Origin of the sequence: Streptomyces sp. NPDC047117 (genome assembly GCF_040643545.1) — a bacterium.
Classification (GTDB): domain Bacteria; phylum Actinomycetota; class Actinomycetes; order Streptomycetales; family Streptomycetaceae; genus Streptomyces.
On sequence record NZ_JBEYUN010000003.1, the window covers coordinates 544,158 to 562,457 of the forward strand.

The window sequence follows — 18,300 nt, forward strand, 5'->3', positions numbered from 1 at the left end:
GGCAGTACGGGTAATGACCGGACCCATACGCCTCATGCACAACGACCGACCTGCTCCCCTGGCGGCTCCCCTTTGGGCGCCTCGCGGGCCGGATACGACGCATCTGACCGGACGACCACCAGTCACAGCCAGTCACCACTCAAGGGGCTGGACACAAGCGCTTACGCGGGGGCCGGCTGCGGTACTTCGAGAGCGTCGGCGACCTTGCGGGCCATCTGAGCGATGCGGGGTGGGAGGTAGCTGTCCAGGGCGTCGACGTCGTCGCACAGCTTGGCCATCAGCCCGTGCAGGCACGCCTCGGTGAGCAGCTTCTGCGGATCCGTCTCCGGCGTCAGCGCTTCCTCGGCACGCCGCCGGCCCCGCGCGTGCCGCGACCGCGCGCAGCGGTCGTCGCTGTCGGGAGCGGGATCGCCCAACAGGCCCGCGACCTCATGCCGCTCCGGCTTCCGGGGCCCGGACGCCCGACTGTGCCGCTCGCTGACCTGGAGGTAGGCGTCCAGCGTCCCCTGGGCATGCCGGTGCGCTGGCAGTACGCGGCGATCAGCAGGGAGGCCATCTCCATCGTGTCGGAGGCATCTGTGGCCCGGTAGAGCGTCATCCGCTCCCAGGAGTGCGCCTGGTCGGGCTCGGTGTAGCGAGGCGCGGCGGATCGGGCGTCGGGCTATGTCCCGCACTCTGGAGCGGCCACGCTCCCGGACATCCAAGCTGCGGCCTTGTGCTCCCCCGGTACGGCTGGAGCGTGTCTCTTTGATGGGCTGGTCAGTTGATCGGATGTGTCTGTCCGATGGGTGATCATCGATGCGATGTGGAACCGGATCGAGCCGCTGATGCCGGCTGATCCGGTCCGTGGGCGACGGTGGGCCGATCACCGCCGCACCCTGGAGGCTATCGCGTGGAAGTACCGCACCTGCTCGCCGTGGCGTGACCTGCCAGCGGGGCTCGGCTCCTTCCAGACCGCTCACAAGCGCCTGATCAGGTGGGCTGTGGACGGCACGTGGGAACGGATCTTCGCTGCGGTGCCGGCCACTGCGGATGCCGAAGACGACGTGGGGTGGACCGTGTCGGTGGAATCCACCGTCTGCCGGGCCCATCAGCATGCTGCCGGCGCCCGAGAAAGGGGCACAGGACCGGTCCGAAGCTGCCGGTCATGCACTCGGACGATCCCGCGGCGCACTGAGTACCAAAATCCACCTGGTCAGCGACAGCCGGGCACGGCCGCTGGTCCTGCATCTCACCGCGGGCCAGGCTGGCGATGCACCGGCCTTCGAGACTGTCATGGCCAAGATCCAGGTTTCTCGGATCGGCCCGGAAGGCCCCGGAGCCGGCCGACGGCTGTCCTGGCGGATCGTGCGTACTCCTCCCGCTGACCTCTCGCCGACCGAACTCGCCCGCGTGCTGCGCACCTACGCCCAGCGCGTGCTGACCCCGCGCGGCTCCACCGTCGTCTCCGGCCTGGAGCTGATGACGGCGCTGCGGCCGCCGACCCGCCCGGTGAAGGACGACGCGACCGGGGCGTGGGTGTCGGGGACGAATCCCGGCGCGCTGACCGCCCCGGTCGACTCGGCCCCGCCGGAGGCCACCTCCAAGCACCCGGTCGCCCAGGGCTGGAAGGGCGGCTTCCTGGACGAGGAGGCGTACCAGTGGTCCGCGACGTGGCGCTGCTCTCTGATGAGGAGTGCCTGCTGCCGCACGCGGTGGGGCTGGACCGAGTCGGCGTACCGAAGCGCCGACCTCGGCTCGGCATCGATCGGAACGGCCCATTGCCTCACTTCGGCACATATGGCTGGGCCTGCCCGGGGGCCCGTTGCCCGGTCAAGGGGGGACGGGCAGGTGGGGGAGCGGGGCCGCGGACGATGTCGGTCATCTGTTGTCGGCGCATGCCTCCGCCTCCGCCAGGTACCGCGCCACCGGCCCCAGCGTCAGCATCCCGCTCGCCCCGCCGGCGTGTTCGGTGCGGGCGGCGCGCAGGGCCATTGCCGCGCGGGCGGCGACCGGGCGCTCGCCGAGGCGGGCGGCGGCATGGGCGGTAAGGCACCAGAGTGCCTCCTGCATGTGATCAAGGGGCGGTTCGGGCGCCATGGTCAGGGCGGTACGGGCCTCTTCGTACCGGTTGCGGGCAAGCAGCACCAAGGGGTGCGTCCAGGGGCGGTAGGGGCCCCAGTCGAGGGCGGGATCGGTGGGTGCGGGACGGTCGTGCAGGAGACGTAGGCCCAGGAGGGCGAGGGCGAACAGGCCCCGGTGCAGCCCCGGCATTCCCGCTGTTTCGGCGAGTGCGTCTTCGGCGGCGCGGTAGTGCGCCGCGGCCGTGGCGGCGGTCGGCCCGCCCGGTTCGGTACTGCGGGCGGCCGTGGTCCGGGCCCGGAACCAGCCGGTGAGGACGGGGACGAGCAGGGCCTCGGTGCTGACGGCGAGCTGCTCGGCTGCCTCGGCGTGTGCGGTCGCGGCGCCGAGGTCGCCGAGAGCGGAGGCGGATTGCAGGCGGATGAGCCGGCCGAGCACGACGAAGTCCGGCAGCTCGTGCCGGGTGGCCAGGTCGAGGATCTCGGCCCCGATCACGTCCCGTGCCGTCGCGAGCCCGGGCCGGGTGAAGGACTGCAGAAACACGCCGTTGAGGGCGAACACCAGCAGAGCGGGATCGCTCAGCTCCCGGGCCAGCGCCTCGGCCTCGCGCGCCGCCTGCCCGGCGCGCCTCCGTTCGACGGCGGACAGATCGGCGCTGCGGCTCTCGACCGCGACGGTGGCCAGCAGGCGGGCGCGCAGTTCGGCGGGGCCGTCGGTGCCGAGCGCGGTGAGCGTACGCTCGGCCGCCGCGACGACGGCGCGGGACTGTTCGGCATCGTCGGCCCGGCTCCAGAGGGCGGGCACGTCGTAGGCGCCGATGACGCGGGCGGTCAGGGCGATGTCTCCGGTGCGCTCCGCTGCCTGAACGGCGGCGAGGCGGTCGCGCCGCGAGTGGACGAGGGCGTCACCACCCGCCAGGGCCAGGGTGCGCGCCAGCTCCACGGTGGTGCGCGGGCCGAGTCGTACGCCGGCGGTCCACACGGTCCGCGGGGGCTGGAGCGTCGTGGCTCCGCGGAGAATGTCCGTCTCCAGGCGCCGGAGGCCGGCACCCAGGTCGAGCCCGAGCTGGTCCACAAGCATCGTGCGGGCGCGGCGGAGTGTGGCCAGCGCGTCCGCCTGACGGTCCGCCCGGTGCAGTGCGCGGGCCAGCAGCCCCCAGGCCGGCTCACGCCAGGGGTGTTCGGTGACGTGGGCGCCCAGTTCGGCGACCAGCTCCGCTCCTGAACCGGAGTCGAGGAGGAGACGGGCGCGCAGTTCCACCCCCTCCAGCCTCAGCTCCTCCAGCCGGGTCCGTTCACGCTGGGCCCACGCGGAGCCGGTCACGTCGGCGTAGGCGGGGCCGCGCCAGGCCGCGAGGGCCGCGTCGAGGCCGGTCAGCGCATCGGGTGTACGCCGGGCGCGGGCCAGGGCGTCCTCGAACCGGTGGACGTCCACGGTGTCGCGCGGCAGGCGCAGCGCGTAGCCGGGGCCTTCCGTGACGAGGACGCGCGGCGGGGTGCGGGGCGGCCGGCCGGGTTCGATGGCGCGGCGCAGCGCGGCGACGAACGTACGCAACGCACCCACGGCCCGCACCGGCGGCTCGGCCCACAGGTCGTCCACGAGGGTGTCGGTGGGGACCATCCGCCCCCCGGCGGCGACGAGCCGGGCGAGTACCTCACGGTGGCGGGGTCCGCCCAGGTCGACCGGGGTGCCGTCGTCACGGAGGGCCCGCACGGCACCGAGTACGTCGATTCGCATGCCCTCCATTTTCCGTGCCGCGGGTCCGCGGCGTCGAAGCGTACTGATCGGCTGCTGATCGCCGTCGTCCACGCTGATCCCGTCAGTCCCCGGACCAAGGCTTTCGCCGGTCCCCGACCCCAGGAAGGGGCCCTTCATGACGCCCGCCATTCCCGGTTTCGACCACGTCCGTCTGCCCGGCGCCGACGGAGTGGAGCTGGCCGCCGCCGTCGGCGGCAGCGGCAGCCCGGTCGTCTTGCTGCACGGCTTTCCGCAGACCCACCTGATGTGGCGGCACGTCGCCGAGCGGCTCGCCGGCGAGCACACGGTGATCTGTCCTGACCTGCGCGGCTACGGCGCCAGCGACAAGCCGGTGGCCACCGGCCCTGAGGTGTACTCCAAGCGCACCATGGCCGCCGATGTCGTCGCCCTGGCGGCGGCGCTCGGCCATGAGCGCTTCGCCCTGGTCGGCCACGACCGGGGCGCCCTGGTCGCCTTCCGGGCGGGACTGGATCATCCCGAGACCCTCACGCACCTGGGCATCCTCGACGTCGTGCCGACCCTGGACATGTGGAACGTCCTGCACGGTGTCCCGGCGGCGGTCGGCTACCACCTGTTCCTCATGGCACAGCCGCCGGGGCTGCCGGAGACGATGATCGCCAACAGCGCCGACGCCTACTTCGGCTCCTTCCTCGACGCCTGGGCCAAGGACCCGGCCGCCATGCCGGAACCGGTCCGGGGCGCGTACCTGCGGGCGTGCGCCGCGGCCGTGCCGTCGATCGTCGCGGACTACCGGGCCTCGGCGGGCATCGACATCACACACGACCAGGCGGACCAGGACGCCGGTTCCCAGCTGGCCATGCCCGTGACGGTCGTCCAGCAGGACTGGGGCGCACAACTGGGCTACGACGCCGCCGCCGTGTGGAAGGCGTGGGCGCCGGACCTGGACCACCGGCTGACCGGCGCGGGGCACTTCATGGCAGAGGAGGCGCCCGACGAGATCACGGAGACGATCCGCGACCTGCTGCTGCGCTGAGCCCTCCGCCCGGGCCACGGGAGGCGGAGGGCGAGCCCCGCGTTCCGCTCCCGGCGCCGGACCGACCCCGCGATCCGGTGGCCGACGAACCGCTCGCCTCCCTGCGGTCGTGGCCGCTGCCCGGGAAGACCCGGCGCCGCTCACCAGGGCGTGGGGAACGCGCCACGGGCCTACGGCCGCATCCCTGTCCCTACCACGGGCAGGCCGGGCCGGGTCCGGGGACGGCAATGGGTTCCGGGCGGACCGACCGTCACGGTGACGACACGGACCGGGTGGGCGTGACGGGGGGGGGCAGTTGATGAGCGCCGGGGAGCCGGCCGTGCCCGCCCCGCGCGGTCAGGCCATTTCGACGTAGCGGTGGACCCGGTCGAAGCGCCGGGCCGCCACGTCCCGGGGGCGGATCACCCAGTGGGCCACGCCGGAGTCCAGTTCCGTGACGTCGTCGCCGCACTTCCAGGTGGCCAGGAGAGCCCAGTCGTCGGCGCCCTCTCCGTGGGCCGCACCGCCCTGCTCGGAGGGGCCGGCCTCCTCGGGACCACGGGCGTAGTGGACGGGGTCGTTCTGGGGCGAGACCGGATGGCCGCCGATCTGCACGGCCCAGGAAGGGCGGTAGCCGCCCCCGTCTGCCCAGGCGTCTGCGAGTTCGTCGGCGAGTTCGAACTGCTCGTCCTCGGGGAAGCCGCCCCATCTGTCGAGAGCGAAGCTCTCCGGCATCTGCGCGCTCGGCTGGTGCCAGACCGTGCGGAGCTCACGCGGCCGGTACGGCTCGCGCCGGCTGTGTTCGAGGGGGCTCGGTGCTGTCGGGGTCCCGGCGGGGACGTACAGCACCGCGTCGGGCACCTGTCCTCCGATGCCGTGCACATCGGTGCCGGAGAAGAGGAGCAAGTGGCCGTCGGCGGGGAGCGGGAGGCCGGTGACGCCCGGCGGGAGAGCCGCGAGGTCGACGGAGGCCACGAAGGGATCGGACGGCATCGGCACGCCGTGCGGCAGCATGGGGTCGCCGCCGATCCGGGCCACGAGGGGACCGTCACCGCCCTCCGCCAAGTACACCGCCGGACGGGCGACACGTATCCATTCCTCCACCTCCTCCGGCGGCAGACCCCGGGATGCCGCCTCGGCCCGGAAGCGGTTCACTCTGTCCATGCTCGCGTCGGTCACCGGGCCACCCTAACGGGCTCATGGGCGGGCATGGAAAGGACCGAACTTGCTGGAAGGCAAGGCGATTTGGCGCTATCGACCGTTGACGCGTGATGTCGGCAGGGGCTGACGATGCGTGATCGTCGCGGTATGCCGGTGGTGTGAGATGTCCGCAAGGTGGTGGGCCGACGCCCGAACGGCAGGCGCTTCGCGAGCGGATCCGCCTGGAGGCCGCCGAGCGATTCGCTGCCCGTGCCTCCTACCCGCACGCTGACCACCCGCCTGGTCCTGCTGCGCTCCGGGCTCCTTGACGAGGCTGACAAGCCTGTACGGTCCTCCCTCTCCGACCAGCCCACCCGCACTCCGTGCCTCACGCCTCCGGCGCCGCCCCGCTGTTGCTGCCTCGGGCACCGCGCGAGTGCGCGGACTGCCACGCCTGGATTGCCTGGTTCAATTCAGCCCTGGAGGGTGGCGAGCCAGTCGGTCAGCAGGCGGTTCACCTCGTCGGGGCGCTCCTGCTGGATCCAGTGGCCGCAGCCGTCCAGGAGGTGGGAGGCCGACAGGCCGGGGAGAGTGGTGGGGTAGGTGTCGATGGCGTCGGACATCCAGGTGGTGGAGGCATCCAGGGCGCCGCCGACGAACAGGGACGGCTGCTTGATCGGGGCTCCGCGGTGCGGGGCAAGGTCTGCCCAGTCCCGGTCCATGTTGCGGTAGCGGTTGAGTGCGCCGGTGATCCCTGTGCGCTCGAACTCCGCGGCGTAGACGTCGAGGTCGTCCTCGCTCAGCCAGGCCGGGAGGCTTCCCGTGGGGAAGCGGTCGCGCAGTCGGCCGCCGCCGCGGGTGACGAAGTGCGGGTCGGGCTCGCCCCGGGCGGGCATGGTGTCGGCGGACAGGGCCGCGTAGAAGCCCGCGAGCCAACCCCGGACGTCGGGCTCGATCTCCGCCTCGGCGCGGCCGGGCTCCTGGAAGTAGGAGACGTAGAACTCCTGCCCGGGGCCGCCGATCTGGCCGAAGATGCCGGTGGGGCGGGGGCCTCCGGGCGGCGCGTAGGGGACGCTCAGCAGACCGACGGCGCGGAAGACCTCGGGGTGGAGCAGGGCGGAGACGGCGGCGATGTTGGAGCCCCAGTCGTGGCCGACGATCACCGCGTTCGCCTCGCCGAGGGCGCGCACGACGGCGACGTTGTCCTCCACCAGGTCGAGCATCCGGTAGGCCTCGGTCGCCTCCGGCTTGGAGGAGCGGCCGTAACCACGCACGTCGATCGCCACCGCCCGGTAGCCGGCCGCAGCGAGGGCCGGGAGCTGGCGGCGCCAGGAGTACCAGAACTCGGGGAAGCCGTGCACGAGCAGGACCAGCGGGCCGGTGCCCTGCTCGACCAGGTGCAGACGCCCGGACGGGGCCTGGACGGTGCGGTGGCGGAGCTCGGCGGTCGGCTCGGGCTGCATGGGCTTCTCCTCGGTTCGCGGCGACGCGGCTACCCATCGATCATGCGGCGCGGTACCCGCCCGACGCGATCAGCCTTGCCATTCTGGCAACCTTGCAGGACAGGGCGGTGGAGCGGCACGGCAAGAAGGAGCGTGAGAAGTGGCAGTGGACGACGTGGACGGCACGCTGGCCGCGATGGGGCCCCGGTTGCGGGCCGCGCGCGAGCGCCACGGCGCGACCCTCGCCGGTGTCAGCTGCGCGACCGGCATCTCGGCCAGCACGCTGTCCCGCATGGAGACCGGCCGGCGCAAGCCCACCCTGGAGGTGCTGCTGCAGCTGTCGAAGGAGTACGGCATCTCCCTGGACGAGCTGGCCGGCACGGCACCCGCCCCCGCGGCCAAGCCGCGCGCCAGGGCGCCGCTGAGCTTCGGCGACGACAAGACGGTGCTGCCGTTGACCCGGTACGTCGGCGGCCTGCACGCCCACAAGCACGTCCTGCCCGCCCGCGAGGACCCGCCCGCGCGGCCCCGTCAGGTCTCCCACGACGGCTACGAGTGGCTGTGCGTCCTGTACGGACGACTGTGGCTCGCGCTCGGCGACCAAGACCTCATCCTGACCCCCGGGGACGTCGCCGAGTTCGACACGCGCACCCCGCACGGGGTGGCGAACTCCAGCCCCGGCGGTCCGGTCGAGTACCTGATCATGTTCGGACCGCAGGGCGAGCGCCAGCGGCTGCGCACGCCTCCAGCCGCTGCTCGCGGGACCGGTGGCAGAAAGGCGGCTGAGTGAGCAGCTGTGACAAGCTGCGTACCTTGCGGGTGAGGACCACGCTGCTTCGTTCGGTCTCGTGCGCCAGGTCATCCGGCTCTGCCGGTGACAACTGCTGAGCCCAGGACTGCCGCGCACCTTCAACGCGACCATCGCCGCGCGGACTCGTTCGCCGGGCATGAGGTACTACGAGATCGGCCGTGGAGCCCCCACCCCCGCTGGGCGACCGGACCGCCCTCCCTCGGCGGCGCGGGTCAGTGCTGCGATCCGGATTCCGCCGCGGGCAACCTCTCCGGTGCCGCGCCCTCGGCGACGCTCAGGTCCTGAGTTCCTATGACGGACAGCAGTTCCAACTGCTCGGCTCCCGGGCTTCCGGGCGGCGCGGTGAACCACAGCAGGCGTTGGCGTCCGTCCTCGCTGAGCAGGTTGTAGCAGTCGAGTTCGATGACGCCGAGCGTGGGGTGGACGATCTTCTTGTGGTCCATACGGCGCACCGCGACGTCGTGGGTGTCCCAGAGGGCCGCGAACTCCTGGCTACGGCGGCGTAGCACAGCGATCATCTTCGTGACCTCCGCGTCCCGGCCGCGCCGGGCGGCCGCTGCCTGGAGGTCGGCCACGAACACCCGGGAGTGGTGCGGGTGGTCCTCGGCCGGGTACCTCTCGCGTGCCTGCGGGTCGGTGAACCAGCGGTACACGAAGCTTGCCGCCGGGCCGCGGTGCGCCGGGGACTCGCCGAGCAGGTTCCGGGCCAGGTCGTTTTCCACCAGGGTTTCGTGCAGATCGGTGATGACGCGCGCGGGGGTGTTGGACAGCCGGTCCAGGAGCCCGAGAAGCGCGGGCTGCACGTGTGCCGACGGTCCGTGTGCTGACGGGGGGATCGGCCGTTCGGCCAGGTGAAACAGGTGGTCGCGCTCGTCGCCGTTCAGGCGCAGGGCTCGGGCGAGGGCGGCCAGGGCCTGGGAAGAGGGCTGCACGCCGTGCTTTGCGCTGCCGCGTTCCAGCTCGGTGTAGTAGTCGGCCGACAGCCCTGCCAGCTGGGCGACTTCCTCGCGGCGCAGCCCGGGGACGCGCCGGCGCGGGCCTTGGGGGAGGCCGACCTCGGCGGGGCGGATGCGGTCGCGGCGTGTCCTGAGGAAGGCGCCGAGTTCTGGAAGGTTCACCCCTTCATGGTCGCGCGTGCGCCGGGCCGTAGCCAGGGGGTGGCATCCCCTGGGTAAACGCAGCCCTGGCTGGGGGTGGGGGAGCGGCCGATCGTTGAGGACGCAGCAGGGCGACGGCGAGACCGCTGCCTGATCGCATTGACCACAGGGGTCAGTTCGGAACCACCTTCAGCCCCGCCATCGATCAACGAGAGGCCCTGTCATGAGGAACGACGACACCGGAAGGCCGTCCTGGTCACCGGGACCTCCAGCGGCATCGGGACGTTGTCCGTGCGTGCTCCGGCCCTCGCCGGTCACACCATGTACGCGGGCATTCGCCGGACCACGACCCGTAACGCGACCGTGGCGGGCCGGCCTGGCGCGCTCCGGCACCGACCCCCAGGCCGAGGTGCACGCCGTCGAGCCGGACGTCACCTGCCAGGACTCCGCCGACGCCGCGGTCGACCGGATCGGACTGGACAGCCTGCTCACCGCAGGCAGCTCCCTGTAAAGCCCCACTACGAGAAGGACCAACCAGCCATGCCTTTCGCGAACTTCAAGGTCCCCGAGAAGACCCTCACCCCGAAGCAGAAGGAGGAGATCGTCACCCGCACCACCGAGCTGTACGTCGAGATCTACGGCGAGCGCGCCCGCAACAACACGATGGTGCTGGTCGAGGAGGTCGCCGACGGAGGCTGGGGCATCTCCGGCAACGTGCTGACCCTCGCCATGCTCGGTGAGGCGACACCGACCGACTCCGGCGACGCCTGACCCCACTCACCGGCCGTCATTCGGCCAGGACAGCACCTTGAAACCGAGGGTGGCCGCCGATCGCTCCCGGCGGCCGGCCTCGTTCACTTTCAGCAGCAGCGTTTGTCCGGCACTTTGGGCAACAACTGGAGGTCGACGGCCCTGCGAAATGGCCGGACTTCATATCGCGGCGCCTTCCTCGGTCCGCCCGGTGATTCCGGACGACACTGCCTGGCGCTTGTCGACGGCGAGCTCGCCGTTCAGGATCACCATGCTGAGGTCGCGTATGTTGCCGATGTCCGCAGTGGGATCGGCGTTCAGTACGAGCAGGTCGGCGCGCTTGCCGGGGGCCACCGTGCCGAGGTCGGGGCGGACGCACTGGTGCGCCGCGCTGCTGGTGCCTGCGGCCAGTACCTGGGTGGGCGTCATCCCGGCCGCCACCATGAGTTCGGCTTCTTCCAGGGTGTTGGCTCCGAACAGGCCCCGGCCGCTGAAGGTGTCGCTGCCCAGCGCGATGTGCACGCCGGCCTCAGCGACCTTCTGGAGATTGCCACGGGCGTCCGGGTGGGCGTCGTCGATCCAGAGCGTGGGCGTGTAGGTGATGTCGTGTTCGAGCATCAGGTCGATGAGCGAGCGGTCGGCGAGGGGTTCGACGGTGACACCGTGCTCCAGGCCGTCCGCCCCGGCCTCGACCGCCTCGCGTGCCGCGGCTTGCTGGGTGGTGTGGACGGTGACCCGAAGGCCCCGCTCGTGTCCGGTGTCGATACCCGCCCGAAGGAGATCGAGGGGAAGCCGTTCCAATTCGACACCATCCGGAAAGGCAGGATTCCGCCAGAGGTACGTCGGCCCGCCGGAGTGTGCGCACGCGCCTTCCGACAGGAGTTTGATCGCGTCCACCTTGCGGTCGGCGAGGTGGTGCACCAGGTCGCGGATCTCCTGCACGCTGTCGACCTCTCCCGTGAAGCGCTCGCGCGCCCAGGGGTTGCCGCTGAAGACAGTGGCGGCGGGATGCCCGTCGCGTCCGGTGATACCGCAACCGGTCGCCAACAGCCGCGGGCCCCGCAGCGTGCCTGCGGCGATTCTGGCCCGCGTGTCCAGGATTCCGCCCGTCGGATCGCCCACCGACTTGATGGTGGTGACCCCGTGGTCGAGGAACAGCCCGAGCCTTCCGGGAAGCTCGTTCTCCTCGAAGGCCCGCATTGAATCAGGATCGGAGACCGCGCGCACGTCGTAGAAGTGGACATGAGTGTCGATCAGTCCCGGCATGACCCATCCTCCGGCCGTATCCACCTGCTGTCTTCCCCTGAGGGGCTCGGCCGAGACGGAAGCGATTTCTGTGCCGTCGATGGCGATGTCGTACAGACCGGTGAGCGCCCGACGGCCGTCGAAGACACGTGCGCGACGGATCACCAGGTCGTAGGTCGCAGGAGCGCGAGCCTCGGCGCTCGCGACCGCTTCGGCTTTCTGGTGCATCGCTCTCACTCCTGGCACGTTGGGAGTAGGTGTTCAAGTCCGGTGCGTGCAGATGGATCGCGGCCGCTGCCATCGGGATCCGGAGGCCCGGAGGCCCCACGCCCCGGAACAAACTGCAACTACATTAGTTACAGTTATGGGTGCGTCATGACGCGGGCGCGTATGCGTCACGGCTGAATCAACAGCCCTTGGCTTCGTTGTCGGAGGCCAGGATCTGCTGCAGCAGGCCGGCGACCGTCGTCCGGCCGAGCTGTTCTTCCAGAGCCCGCTCCGCGTTCTGGAACTCGACGTCGAGCAGCTCGCCGATGTTGCGGCCGATCACACATGCCCCACTGGGCGGATGGGGGTGCCCCGAGAAGATCCGCTCTCCCTCCACGGCGGCGTACGCGTCATACAGCGTGACCTCCCGCGGGTTGCGGGCAAGGGACCAGCCGCCGCCCCGCCCCTCGGCGGACCGCACCAGGTGAGCGTCCCTCAGGCGGCCGAGGATGCGCCGCACGAGAACGGGATTGCTTTCGAGGCTGTCCGCGATCTCCGCGGAAGTCAGCGAGCCGCCACGCCGGTGCGCCAGCATCGCAAGTGCGTGAATCGCGACCGTGCTCCTGCTGCTGAGCCCCGCCATCTCCCGCTCCTGTCACCGCGGACCAACTGTCACCAGGCTAGTTGCAGTTAATTCGATGGTCAACGGAGCTGTCCGGGGCCTCGGCACTGAGCAGGTCGGATGCAGGTGGCCGACGGCCTGGCCAAGGTTGGCACTCCGGGGCGGGGGAGCCTCACGGCTCGTCGCCTTCATGGCCCGACGCCTCCGGGGCGCTGGCGCTGGGATGTCTGGAGTCAACGCACGTTTGCGTCGAGGCGTCGGCGGCCAGTCGCCCGCCGCCGTCGCCGGTGACGAACGGGAATGCGGCATGTGGGGCTCGTAGAAGCGCAGGCCGTTCGCGTCGCGGGCCGCGCAAGAGGTCCGGTCACGCCCGCAACCCGTCCACCGCCGCGTCGATCGCTGCCAGGGCCGCGGCCCTGTCGAGCCCGGCCCGCGATACGAGCGAGAGACCTTGGACCAGGTAGAGCAGCATCTGGGCCTGGGCCGCGGGGGAGGCCTTGTCCGTGACCTCTCCGGCGGTCTGAGCGCGGCCGAGTGCGTCGGTGACGATGTCGGTGAACCGGTGGTACGAGCGCGTGACGATCTCTGTGGCTTCGCTGTCCTGGGGGACGAGTTCGGCGGTCGTGTTGCCGACCAGGCAGCCCTGTGGCACGCCCACGTCGGAGATCAGTTCATCCAGCCGCGCGGGATGGGTCAGGATCTTGCGCAGGGCAGGCAGGAGCGGACTGGTGTCGAGCGTGGCCGTCAGGTGCCGCTCGTACACCTCCCAGTAGAGCCTGACGGCTTCGAGATAGAAGCGGCGCTTGTCGCCGAATGTTCCGTAGAGGCTGCCGCGCTCGACGCCCAGCGCGTCGACCAGGTCCTGGATCGACACCGCCCCGTATCCCCGGGACCAAAACAGTGTGAGTGCGCGCTCCAGCGTCTGGTCCTTGTCGAACTCGCGGGGGCGTCCGGTTCGTGCCACGTGCTCGATACTACGACTTCTTGACTTGGCGTTCAAGAAATCGTAGCTTCCGTTGCGGCACTTCTTGAACGGATGCACAAAAATCAATCGCGCACTGGCCGGCACGAAGGGCGAAGCAATGGAATTCGCAGGCAAGACCGCACTCGTCACCGGATCCGGCGCGATCGGCGGACTCGGGCACGCGACGTCCAAGGTGCTGGCCGCAGGCGGCGCCGACCTGGTCCTGACCGGCACTGATCCGGAGCGCGGTGCCCAGGTCGTGAAAGACCTCCGCGCAGTCGGTGGCGAGTCTGCCGGGACGGTGCGTTTCGTCGCTGCCGATGTGTCCGACGTGGTGGGCGTGCGACAGCTGGCCGCTGATGCCGAAGCCGTCGACATCTTGGTCAACAACGCGAGCGTCATGATGTTCTCCCCGACCACCCGGCAGGATCTCGCGAGCTACGACGCCACCTTCGCGGTCAATGTGCGTGCCCCGTTCCTGCTCACCGCTCTGCTCGCGGAGAAGATGGCCGCGGCCGGCGGCGGCAGCATCGTCAACGTCAGCTCCACCGCGGCCGGCCTCGGGATGCCGGGCATGGCCGTCTACGGTGCCACCAAGGCGGCGCTCGAATCGCTGACCCGCACCTGGGCGGCAGAATTCGCCGAGTCGAACGTGCGGGTCAACGCCGTCGCTCCGGGCCCTATGCGCACCTCGAGGGTGGTCGCGGCGATGGGACCGGACATCGGTGGTATGGGTCTGGCCACCGCACTCAAGCGCACCTCCGACCCGGCCGAGGTGGCCCACGTGATCGCCTTTCTCGCCAGTGACCGGGCCAGTTACATGACAGGGGCGATCGTGGCCGCCGACGGTGGCCGCACCGCAATCTGAGGAGGGACAGGACAATGGATCGTCTTGCGGGAAAACACGCGCTGATCACAGGGGGGACGAGCGGCATCGGCCTCGAAACGGCCCGCGAGTTCCTCGCCGAGGGAGCGACTGTCGCCATCACCGGCCGCTCTCAGGAAAAGCTGGACGAGGCAGCCCGACAATTGGACGGCCCGCTGCTGACCATCGCCAGTGACGCCGGCGACGTACCCGGCCAGGCGGCGCTCGCGGCGCGGCTCCAGGGGGAATGGCCGAAGCTCGACATCCTGATGAGCAATGCCGCCGATGTCACCCACCTCCCCATCGAGGCATGGACCGAGGAGGCGTTCGACAGGCTTCTTGCGACCAACCTCAAGTCGCCGTTCTTTCTGATCAGGAACCTGCTGCCGCTCTTCTCCCAGCAGTCCTCGGTCATCCTCGTCGGCTCGGTCTCCGCCTACATCGGACACGAGAACGCGACGGTCTACGGCGCGGCCAAGGCGGGCCTGCTTTCCTACACGCGCGGGCTGACCCACGAACTGAAGGACCGCGGCATCCGCGTCAACGGACTCAGCCCGGGCCCGACGATCACCAACGCGTTCGCGCCCCTCGGCCCCGAGCGCCAGGCCGCCCTCTACGAGGAACTCCGGCAGACCGTGCCTCTCCACCGCCTGGGAACCGCCACCGAGCTGGCGAAGGCAGCGGTCTACCTCGCCTCGGACGAATCCGCCTACACCGCAGGGACCGTGCTGCGCGTCGACGGGGGCATCGGGCAGCTCGCGTACTGAGCGGTCTCATTCGGATCTGCGTGCGGACCAGAGGAAGGGGCCTGCGACGTAGAGTCCGCCGAGTCGATCATCAGCGGCGGCGAACAGGGTGGGGTGCAGGACGCGGAAGGCACCGCATCCCGGGCGCACTTCAACCACCAGGGGGTTCCATGTCGTGCATGACCGCTGTTCGTCGTACCCGCACCGTCGCGGCGGCCTCGCTGATCGCCGCTGCGGCGTTCGTCCCGCGGTTCGGGCAGGGAAACGAGCCGGCAACGGGCTGACCGCGTATGGGGCTTTCAACGATGGCCGGGAGATTCCGGTGCGGTGTTCTGCGGGACCGAGGTCGTCGGCGGGGCCGGACGCGACTGTTTTGTGCACCTTGGCGGCCGGCTGGCTTTCAGGTGGCAGCAGATGATGCCCTGGCTTTGTTCACGAGTTACGACAGCGGATGTTCACGACGTTGAGCAGCGTCCTTGTGATGTCGTGTTCGATGTTCATGAGAAATGACAGCACCAGCTCAGGGGTGCTGCTGCCTGTTGGCGTCTCCGGCGGTTGAGAGGCGGCGGCTCAGCTCGCGTGGAAGTCGCGGAGGGCCAGGTCGCGATGTCGCTCGTCGGCATCAGGACGCATGAGGTCGCTGGAGTCCTTGGAGGAGGAGAACGATCAGGCGTCGGGGGTCGTAGCGGGGGTCGTTGTCGCGTCCGATGCAGAGGTTGCCGATGCCGCGCATCAGCTCGTACGGCTGCGTGCCGGGCCTGATGTCGCCTGCCTCGACCGCAGCGTCAAGCAGTTGGGCGCAGACTGGCAGCAGGCGGTCGAGGAAGTGGGCGTGCAGCGCGGCGAAGCGGTCGTTGTCGGACTGCAGGGCGTCGGCGAGTCCGTGCTTGGTGATGAGGAAGTCGACGAAGAGGTCGATCCACTGGCGCAGTGCTTCGAGTGGGGAGTCGGCACTGGCCAGCAGGTTCGGGCCGGCCTCGGCGCATGCCTCGATCTGGTGGTGGTAGACGGCTGTGACGAGATCCGCCCGGGTCGGGAAATGGCGGTAGATCGTGGCCATCCCGACGCCCGCCTGGGCCGCGATCTGGCGGATCGGCGCGTCGACGCCGGAGGTGACGAACACCTCGGCGGCGGCAGTGAGCACCGTCTGCCGGTTGCGCTGGGCGTCGGCCCGCTTGCCTCGGGACGGCGAATCCCCTGCCGGGCTCTGGATGGCCATCACGCATTCCTTCCACACCGATTGACAAAACGGAGCGCTGCTCCGAATACTAAATGGAGCGACGTTCCGTTTCATGTTAGTCGAAACGGCCCGCTTCTGACCGCCATGTCCGTCGCCGGTCGCAGGGGACCAGCGGGCGGCATGCGCCACCGAAAGGAAACGCACCTCGTGAGCACACCCATCGCCACCAGCACCGACGCCTTGGGCGCACCCGTCCCGGTCCTGTCCTTCAGCCCCGTAGTCCTCTCAGCGCCCGGACGCCCTGTGGACCTCCAGGTGCGTGTCACTGCACCCGCGACCGGAACCGGCCTCCCCGTCATCCTCCTCTCCCACGGTCACGGCCCCTCGAACAACCTCTCCTCGCTCAACGGCTACGCGCCGCTCGCCAACTTCTGGGCCGCTCACGGATTCGCCGTCGTTCAGCCCACCCACCTCACCTCCCGGACACTGAGCCACCTGGTGGCCGACGCACCCGGCGCACCCGACTTCTGGCGCTCCCGCGCCGAGGACATGACCCACATCCTCGATCGGCTCGACGTGATAGAGCGCACCGTGCCGCAGCTCGCGGGGCGGATCGACCCCACCAAGGTCGCCGTCGTCGGACACTCGCTCGGCGGCTTCACCGCCGCCCTCCTGCTGGGCGCCGGGCTCAACGACCCCGACACCGGCAGCGTGGTGCACCTCGTCGAGCCCCGGATCAAGACAGGCGTACTGCTCGCCGCGCCCGGCAGAGGTGGCGAAGTCCTCAACGGTCCCATGGCCGAGCAGTGGCCGATCATCGGGGCCGTCGACTTCTCCACCATGACCGCACCCGCGCTGGTCGTCGCCGGCGACAAGGACGATTCCCGGCACTTCACAGACATGGGGCCAGACTGGCACGCCGACCCCTACACCCTCGCCCCTGGCCCCAAGACCCTGCTCACCCTGTTCGACGCGGAGCACGGACTTGGCGGGATCGCCGGATACGACGCCGCCGAGACCACGGACGAGAACCCCGAGCGAGTCGCCGCCCTCGCCCGGCTCACCGCGGCCTACCTCAGCACCCAACTCCACCCCGGCACCCCTACGTGGCCGAACGAATGCGAGGCACTGACGACCGGCCCCCACCCGGTAGGACGAATCGAATCCAAGTAAGGGCGCATCCCAGCGTCCGCTGTCCGCGCCACGGAGTATCTGCCCTCCGGCGAGGCTACGCCCAGGGAAGCCCGAGCTGGGCGAGCTCAGCGAGCTTGTCCGCGGTGAGCTTCGCGCGCCGGCTCTTGGTGTTGGACAGCCATACACCCAGTCGGACTTCGGCGGCCGCGCCATCGTCGGCATCCCAGCCCTGCGGCAGGACCTCCACGTGGGGCCTGGGGACGGTGACAGAGCCGGTGCGGGCTTCACGCCGGGGACGGGGCGCCCACCGGCCACGCCGACCTCCAGCACGGCCCCTCCGCCGGCCACGGACCGGGCATGCCGGGTTCCTCCCGGGAGGCGGTGCCGTCTGACAGCGCTTTCCCGCCAGCCGGCCCCGGTGGGAGCTGGCATATCAAGCCTTTGCCAGGCCCACGCGACTTTTGACGTCGTGCTCGAATTCGTCCATCGGCGTCTTTGCCGTGCCGTGAGGGCCGTGGCGCGCCGTGATGCCGTTACGGACATCAGCGCCGGCCACACCCGGCTGCTGCGACCTGCCGGCCGACGCCGTCACCGGCACGATCGTCCCCGCCCAACCGGGCCCGGTGCTGCTGGGCAGACCGACCACCCCCAACGTGTCGCTCGCCGACGCCTGGAAGACCACCCCCGGTCGTGCTCGCTACCACCGAGCCGACCCCGGCCGCCGGTGGCCGGTGGCCGGTGGCCGGTGGCCCAAGAGTCTCCAGTGCTGCACCGGGATGCCGCTCCGGACGCGGAGGGAGCAAGATGCTCCATCCCGCCGATGGAGCAAATCTGTGGTGGAGACAGTAGACATGGATAGGTGAGAGGAGTAGCGTTTCTCTCGTACTCAGGAAGTCGAAGAGGGCGCGGCAGAGACGACCTGCCGCGCACCGGAACGGCAGCGGAGTGGCGGGGCCGGAAGTGGTGGGTTCCGTGGCTGGCTGCCGGGCCGAGCGGCCCAGAGGGGCCGCAACGCAAGACCCGCAAGAACGAGCAGTGCAACCTTGTCACCGAATGAGGTAAGGAGCAGACGCCATCAGGATCGCCCGGGCGAGGAAGCGTCCGCCCGGGTACCGCAGGCCCCAGAACGGAAGGTGGTCCCCGGTCAAGAATCCGCGATCCCCGCAGCTCCGCCCTCCCAGGCGGACAGGCGGAAAACGAAGGTCGGCATAAAGCCGGCCGGTAGATGGTGTTGAACGCTCGGGGCCCGGGTGCCGTACGGCTGGCAGCACGACCGTCAGCCGGGTCTGCAGACCGTGCTGAGTG

At 70.5% G+C, this 18,300-nt stretch carries 16 protein-coding genes and 3 pseudogenes; 8 read left to right on the forward strand and 11 right to left on the reverse strand.

Features of this window, described 5'->3' with window-relative positions; translation table 11 throughout:
- Positions 1 to 161: 161 nt before the first annotated feature.
- Positions 162 to 416, reverse strand: a complete 255-nt coding sequence (locus ABZ840_RS08525) for a hypothetical protein (protein WP_361555310.1) — start codon at positions 414 to 416, stop codon at positions 162 to 164.
- Positions 417 to 773: 357 nt separating this feature from the next.
- On the opposite strand from ABZ840_RS08525, the pseudogene ABZ840_RS08530 reads away from it, so the two are divergent.
- Both ABZ840_RS08530 and ABZ840_RS08535 read left to right on the forward strand, forming a co-directional pair.
- Positions 774 to 1,364, forward strand: a pseudogene (locus ABZ840_RS08530) (IS5 family transposase); the annotation flags it as partial.
- 1 nt (position 1,365) lies between these two features.
- A pseudogene (locus tag ABZ840_RS08535) lies at positions 1,366 to 1,706 on the forward strand (transcriptional regulator); the annotation flags it as partial.
- Between the two features lie 154 nt (positions 1,707 to 1,860).
- Here the strand turns inward: ABZ840_RS08535 and ABZ840_RS08540 are convergent.
- The gene (locus tag ABZ840_RS08540; protein ID WP_361555313.1) at positions 1,861 to 3,798 is read right to left on the reverse strand and encodes an AfsR/SARP family transcriptional regulator; all 1,938 of its coding nucleotides are present in this window, start codon (positions 3,796 to 3,798) and stop codon (positions 1,861 to 1,863) included.
- A 136-nt stretch (positions 3,799 to 3,934) separates the two neighbouring features.
- Between ABZ840_RS08540 and ABZ840_RS08545 the strand changes: the two genes are divergently transcribed.
- Positions 3,935 to 4,813: an alpha/beta hydrolase gene (locus ABZ840_RS08545; protein ID WP_361555316.1), complete on the forward strand. Its 879-nt coding sequence runs from the start codon at positions 3,935 to 3,937 to the stop codon at positions 4,811 to 4,813.
- A gap of 336 nt (positions 4,814 to 5,149) precedes the next feature.
- Here ABZ840_RS08545 and ABZ840_RS08550 read toward each other — a convergent pair whose 3' ends face one another.
- Together ABZ840_RS08550 and ABZ840_RS08555 are read right to left on the reverse strand one after the other, a co-directional pair.
- A complete protein-coding gene (locus ABZ840_RS08550; protein ID WP_361555318.1) occupies positions 5,150 to 5,971 on the reverse strand; it encodes a DUF1963 domain-containing protein in 822 nt (273 codons plus the stop codon).
- A gap of 434 nt (positions 5,972 to 6,405) precedes the next feature.
- Positions 6,406 to 7,395, reverse strand: coding sequence for an alpha/beta hydrolase (locus ABZ840_RS08555; RefSeq protein ID WP_361555320.1), 990 nt, complete (start codon positions 7,393 to 7,395; stop codon positions 6,406 to 6,408).
- A 139-nt stretch (positions 7,396 to 7,534) separates the two neighbouring features.
- Here ABZ840_RS08555 and ABZ840_RS08560 point away from each other — a divergent pair, with 139 nt between their 5' ends.
- Positions 7,535 to 8,164, forward strand: a complete 630-nt coding sequence (locus tag ABZ840_RS08560) for a helix-turn-helix domain-containing protein (protein WP_361555323.1) — start codon at positions 7,535 to 7,537, stop codon at positions 8,162 to 8,164.
- A gap of 233 nt (positions 8,165 to 8,397) precedes the next feature.
- On the opposite strand, the gene ABZ840_RS08565 is transcribed toward ABZ840_RS08560, so the two are convergent.
- Complete coding sequence (locus tag ABZ840_RS08565) at positions 8,398 to 9,303, reverse strand: helix-turn-helix transcriptional regulator (RefSeq protein WP_361555326.1); 906 nt, start codon at positions 9,301 to 9,303, stop codon at positions 8,398 to 8,400.
- A gap of 519 nt (positions 9,304 to 9,822) precedes the next feature.
- On the opposite strand from ABZ840_RS08565, the gene ABZ840_RS08570 reads away from it, so the two are divergent.
- Positions 9,823 to 10,053, forward strand: a complete 231-nt coding sequence (locus ABZ840_RS08570) for a 4-oxalocrotonate tautomerase family protein (protein ID WP_361555329.1) — start codon at positions 9,823 to 9,825, stop codon at positions 10,051 to 10,053.
- A 159-nt stretch (positions 10,054 to 10,212) separates the two neighbouring features.
- Here the strand turns inward: ABZ840_RS08570 and ABZ840_RS08575 are convergent, their stop codons facing one another.
- The 3 genes from ABZ840_RS08575 to ABZ840_RS08585 all read right to left on the reverse strand — a co-directional run bounded on the left by ABZ840_RS08575 (position 10,213) and on the right by ABZ840_RS08585 (position 13,070).
- A complete protein-coding gene (locus ABZ840_RS08575) occupies positions 10,213 to 11,505 on the reverse strand; it encodes an amidohydrolase family protein (protein WP_361555332.1) in 1,293 nt (430 codons plus the stop codon).
- A gap of 178 nt (positions 11,506 to 11,683) precedes the next feature.
- Complete coding sequence (locus ABZ840_RS08580) at positions 11,684 to 12,127, reverse strand: Rrf2 family transcriptional regulator (RefSeq protein WP_361555335.1); 444 nt, start codon at positions 12,125 to 12,127, stop codon at positions 11,684 to 11,686.
- A gap of 343 nt (positions 12,128 to 12,470) precedes the next feature.
- Positions 12,471 to 13,070 (reverse strand): TetR/AcrR family transcriptional regulator, encoded by a 600-nt coding sequence (locus ABZ840_RS08585; RefSeq protein WP_361555338.1) that lies wholly within the window; start codon positions 13,068 to 13,070, stop codon positions 12,471 to 12,473.
- 118 nt (positions 13,071 to 13,188) lie between these two features.
- Between ABZ840_RS08585 and ABZ840_RS08590 the strand changes: the two genes are divergently transcribed.
- On the forward strand, positions 13,189 to 13,938 hold the full coding sequence (locus ABZ840_RS08590; RefSeq protein ID WP_361555341.1) for an SDR family oxidoreductase: 750 nt from the start codon (positions 13,189 to 13,191) through the stop codon (positions 13,936 to 13,938).
- A gap of 14 nt (positions 13,939 to 13,952) precedes the next feature.
- Positions 13,953 to 14,702, forward strand: coding sequence for an SDR family oxidoreductase (locus ABZ840_RS08595; protein WP_361555344.1), 750 nt, complete (start codon positions 13,953 to 13,955; stop codon positions 14,700 to 14,702).
- Between the two features lie 601 nt (positions 14,703 to 15,303).
- Here ABZ840_RS08595 and ABZ840_RS08600 read toward each other — a convergent pair.
- Positions 15,304 to 15,900, reverse strand: a complete 597-nt coding sequence (locus ABZ840_RS08600; protein WP_361555347.1) for a TetR/AcrR family transcriptional regulator — start codon at positions 15,898 to 15,900, stop codon at positions 15,304 to 15,306.
- Positions 15,901 to 16,068: 168 nt separating this feature from the next.
- Between ABZ840_RS08600 and ABZ840_RS08605 the strand changes: the two genes are divergently transcribed.
- Positions 16,069 to 17,034, forward strand: a complete 966-nt coding sequence (locus ABZ840_RS08605) for a chlorophyllase (RefSeq protein ID WP_361555350.1) — start codon at positions 16,069 to 16,071, stop codon at positions 17,032 to 17,034.
- Between the two features lie 55 nt (positions 17,035 to 17,089).
- Here ABZ840_RS08605 and ABZ840_RS08610 read toward each other — a convergent pair.
- Both ABZ840_RS08610 and ABZ840_RS08615 read right to left on the reverse strand, forming a co-directional pair.
- Positions 17,090 to 17,287 (reverse strand): annotated as a pseudogene (locus ABZ840_RS08610) (hypothetical protein); the annotation flags it as partial.
- Between the two features lie 141 nt (positions 17,288 to 17,428).
- Complete coding sequence (locus ABZ840_RS08615) at positions 17,429 to 17,677, reverse strand: hypothetical protein (protein ID WP_361555353.1); 249 nt, start codon at positions 17,675 to 17,677, stop codon at positions 17,429 to 17,431.
- Positions 17,678 to 18,300: the final 623 nt, after the last annotated feature.

Coding starts and splice junctions, on each gene's coding strand:
- ABZ840_RS08540 (WP_361555313.1), bottom strand. CDS start 3,798: ATGCGAATCGACGTACTCGGTGCCGTGCGGGCCCTCCGTGACGACGGC.
- ABZ840_RS08545 (WP_361555316.1), top strand. CDS start 3,935: ATGACGCCCGCCATTCCCGGTTTCGACCACGTCCGTCTGCCCGGCGCC.
- ABZ840_RS08555 (WP_361555320.1), bottom strand. CDS start 7,395: ATGCAGCCCGAGCCGACCGCCGAGCTCCGCCACCGCACCGTCCAGGCC.
- ABZ840_RS08570 (WP_361555329.1), top strand. CDS start 9,823: ATGCCTTTCGCGAACTTCAAGGTCCCCGAGAAGACCCTCACCCCGAAG.
- ABZ840_RS08575 (WP_361555332.1), bottom strand. CDS start 11,505: ATGCACCAGAAAGCCGAAGCGGTCGCGAGCGCCGAGGCTCGCGCTCCT.
- ABZ840_RS08580 (WP_361555335.1), bottom strand. CDS start 12,127: ATGGCGGGGCTCAGCAGCAGGAGCACGGTCGCGATTCACGCACTTGCG.
- ABZ840_RS08590 (WP_361555341.1), top strand. CDS start 13,189: ATGGAATTCGCAGGCAAGACCGCACTCGTCACCGGATCCGGCGCGATC.
- ABZ840_RS08595 (WP_361555344.1), top strand. CDS start 13,953: ATGGATCGTCTTGCGGGAAAACACGCGCTGATCACAGGGGGGACGAGC.
- ABZ840_RS08600 (WP_361555347.1), bottom strand. CDS start 15,900: ATGGCCATCCAGAGCCCGGCAGGGGATTCGCCGTCCCGAGGCAAGCGG.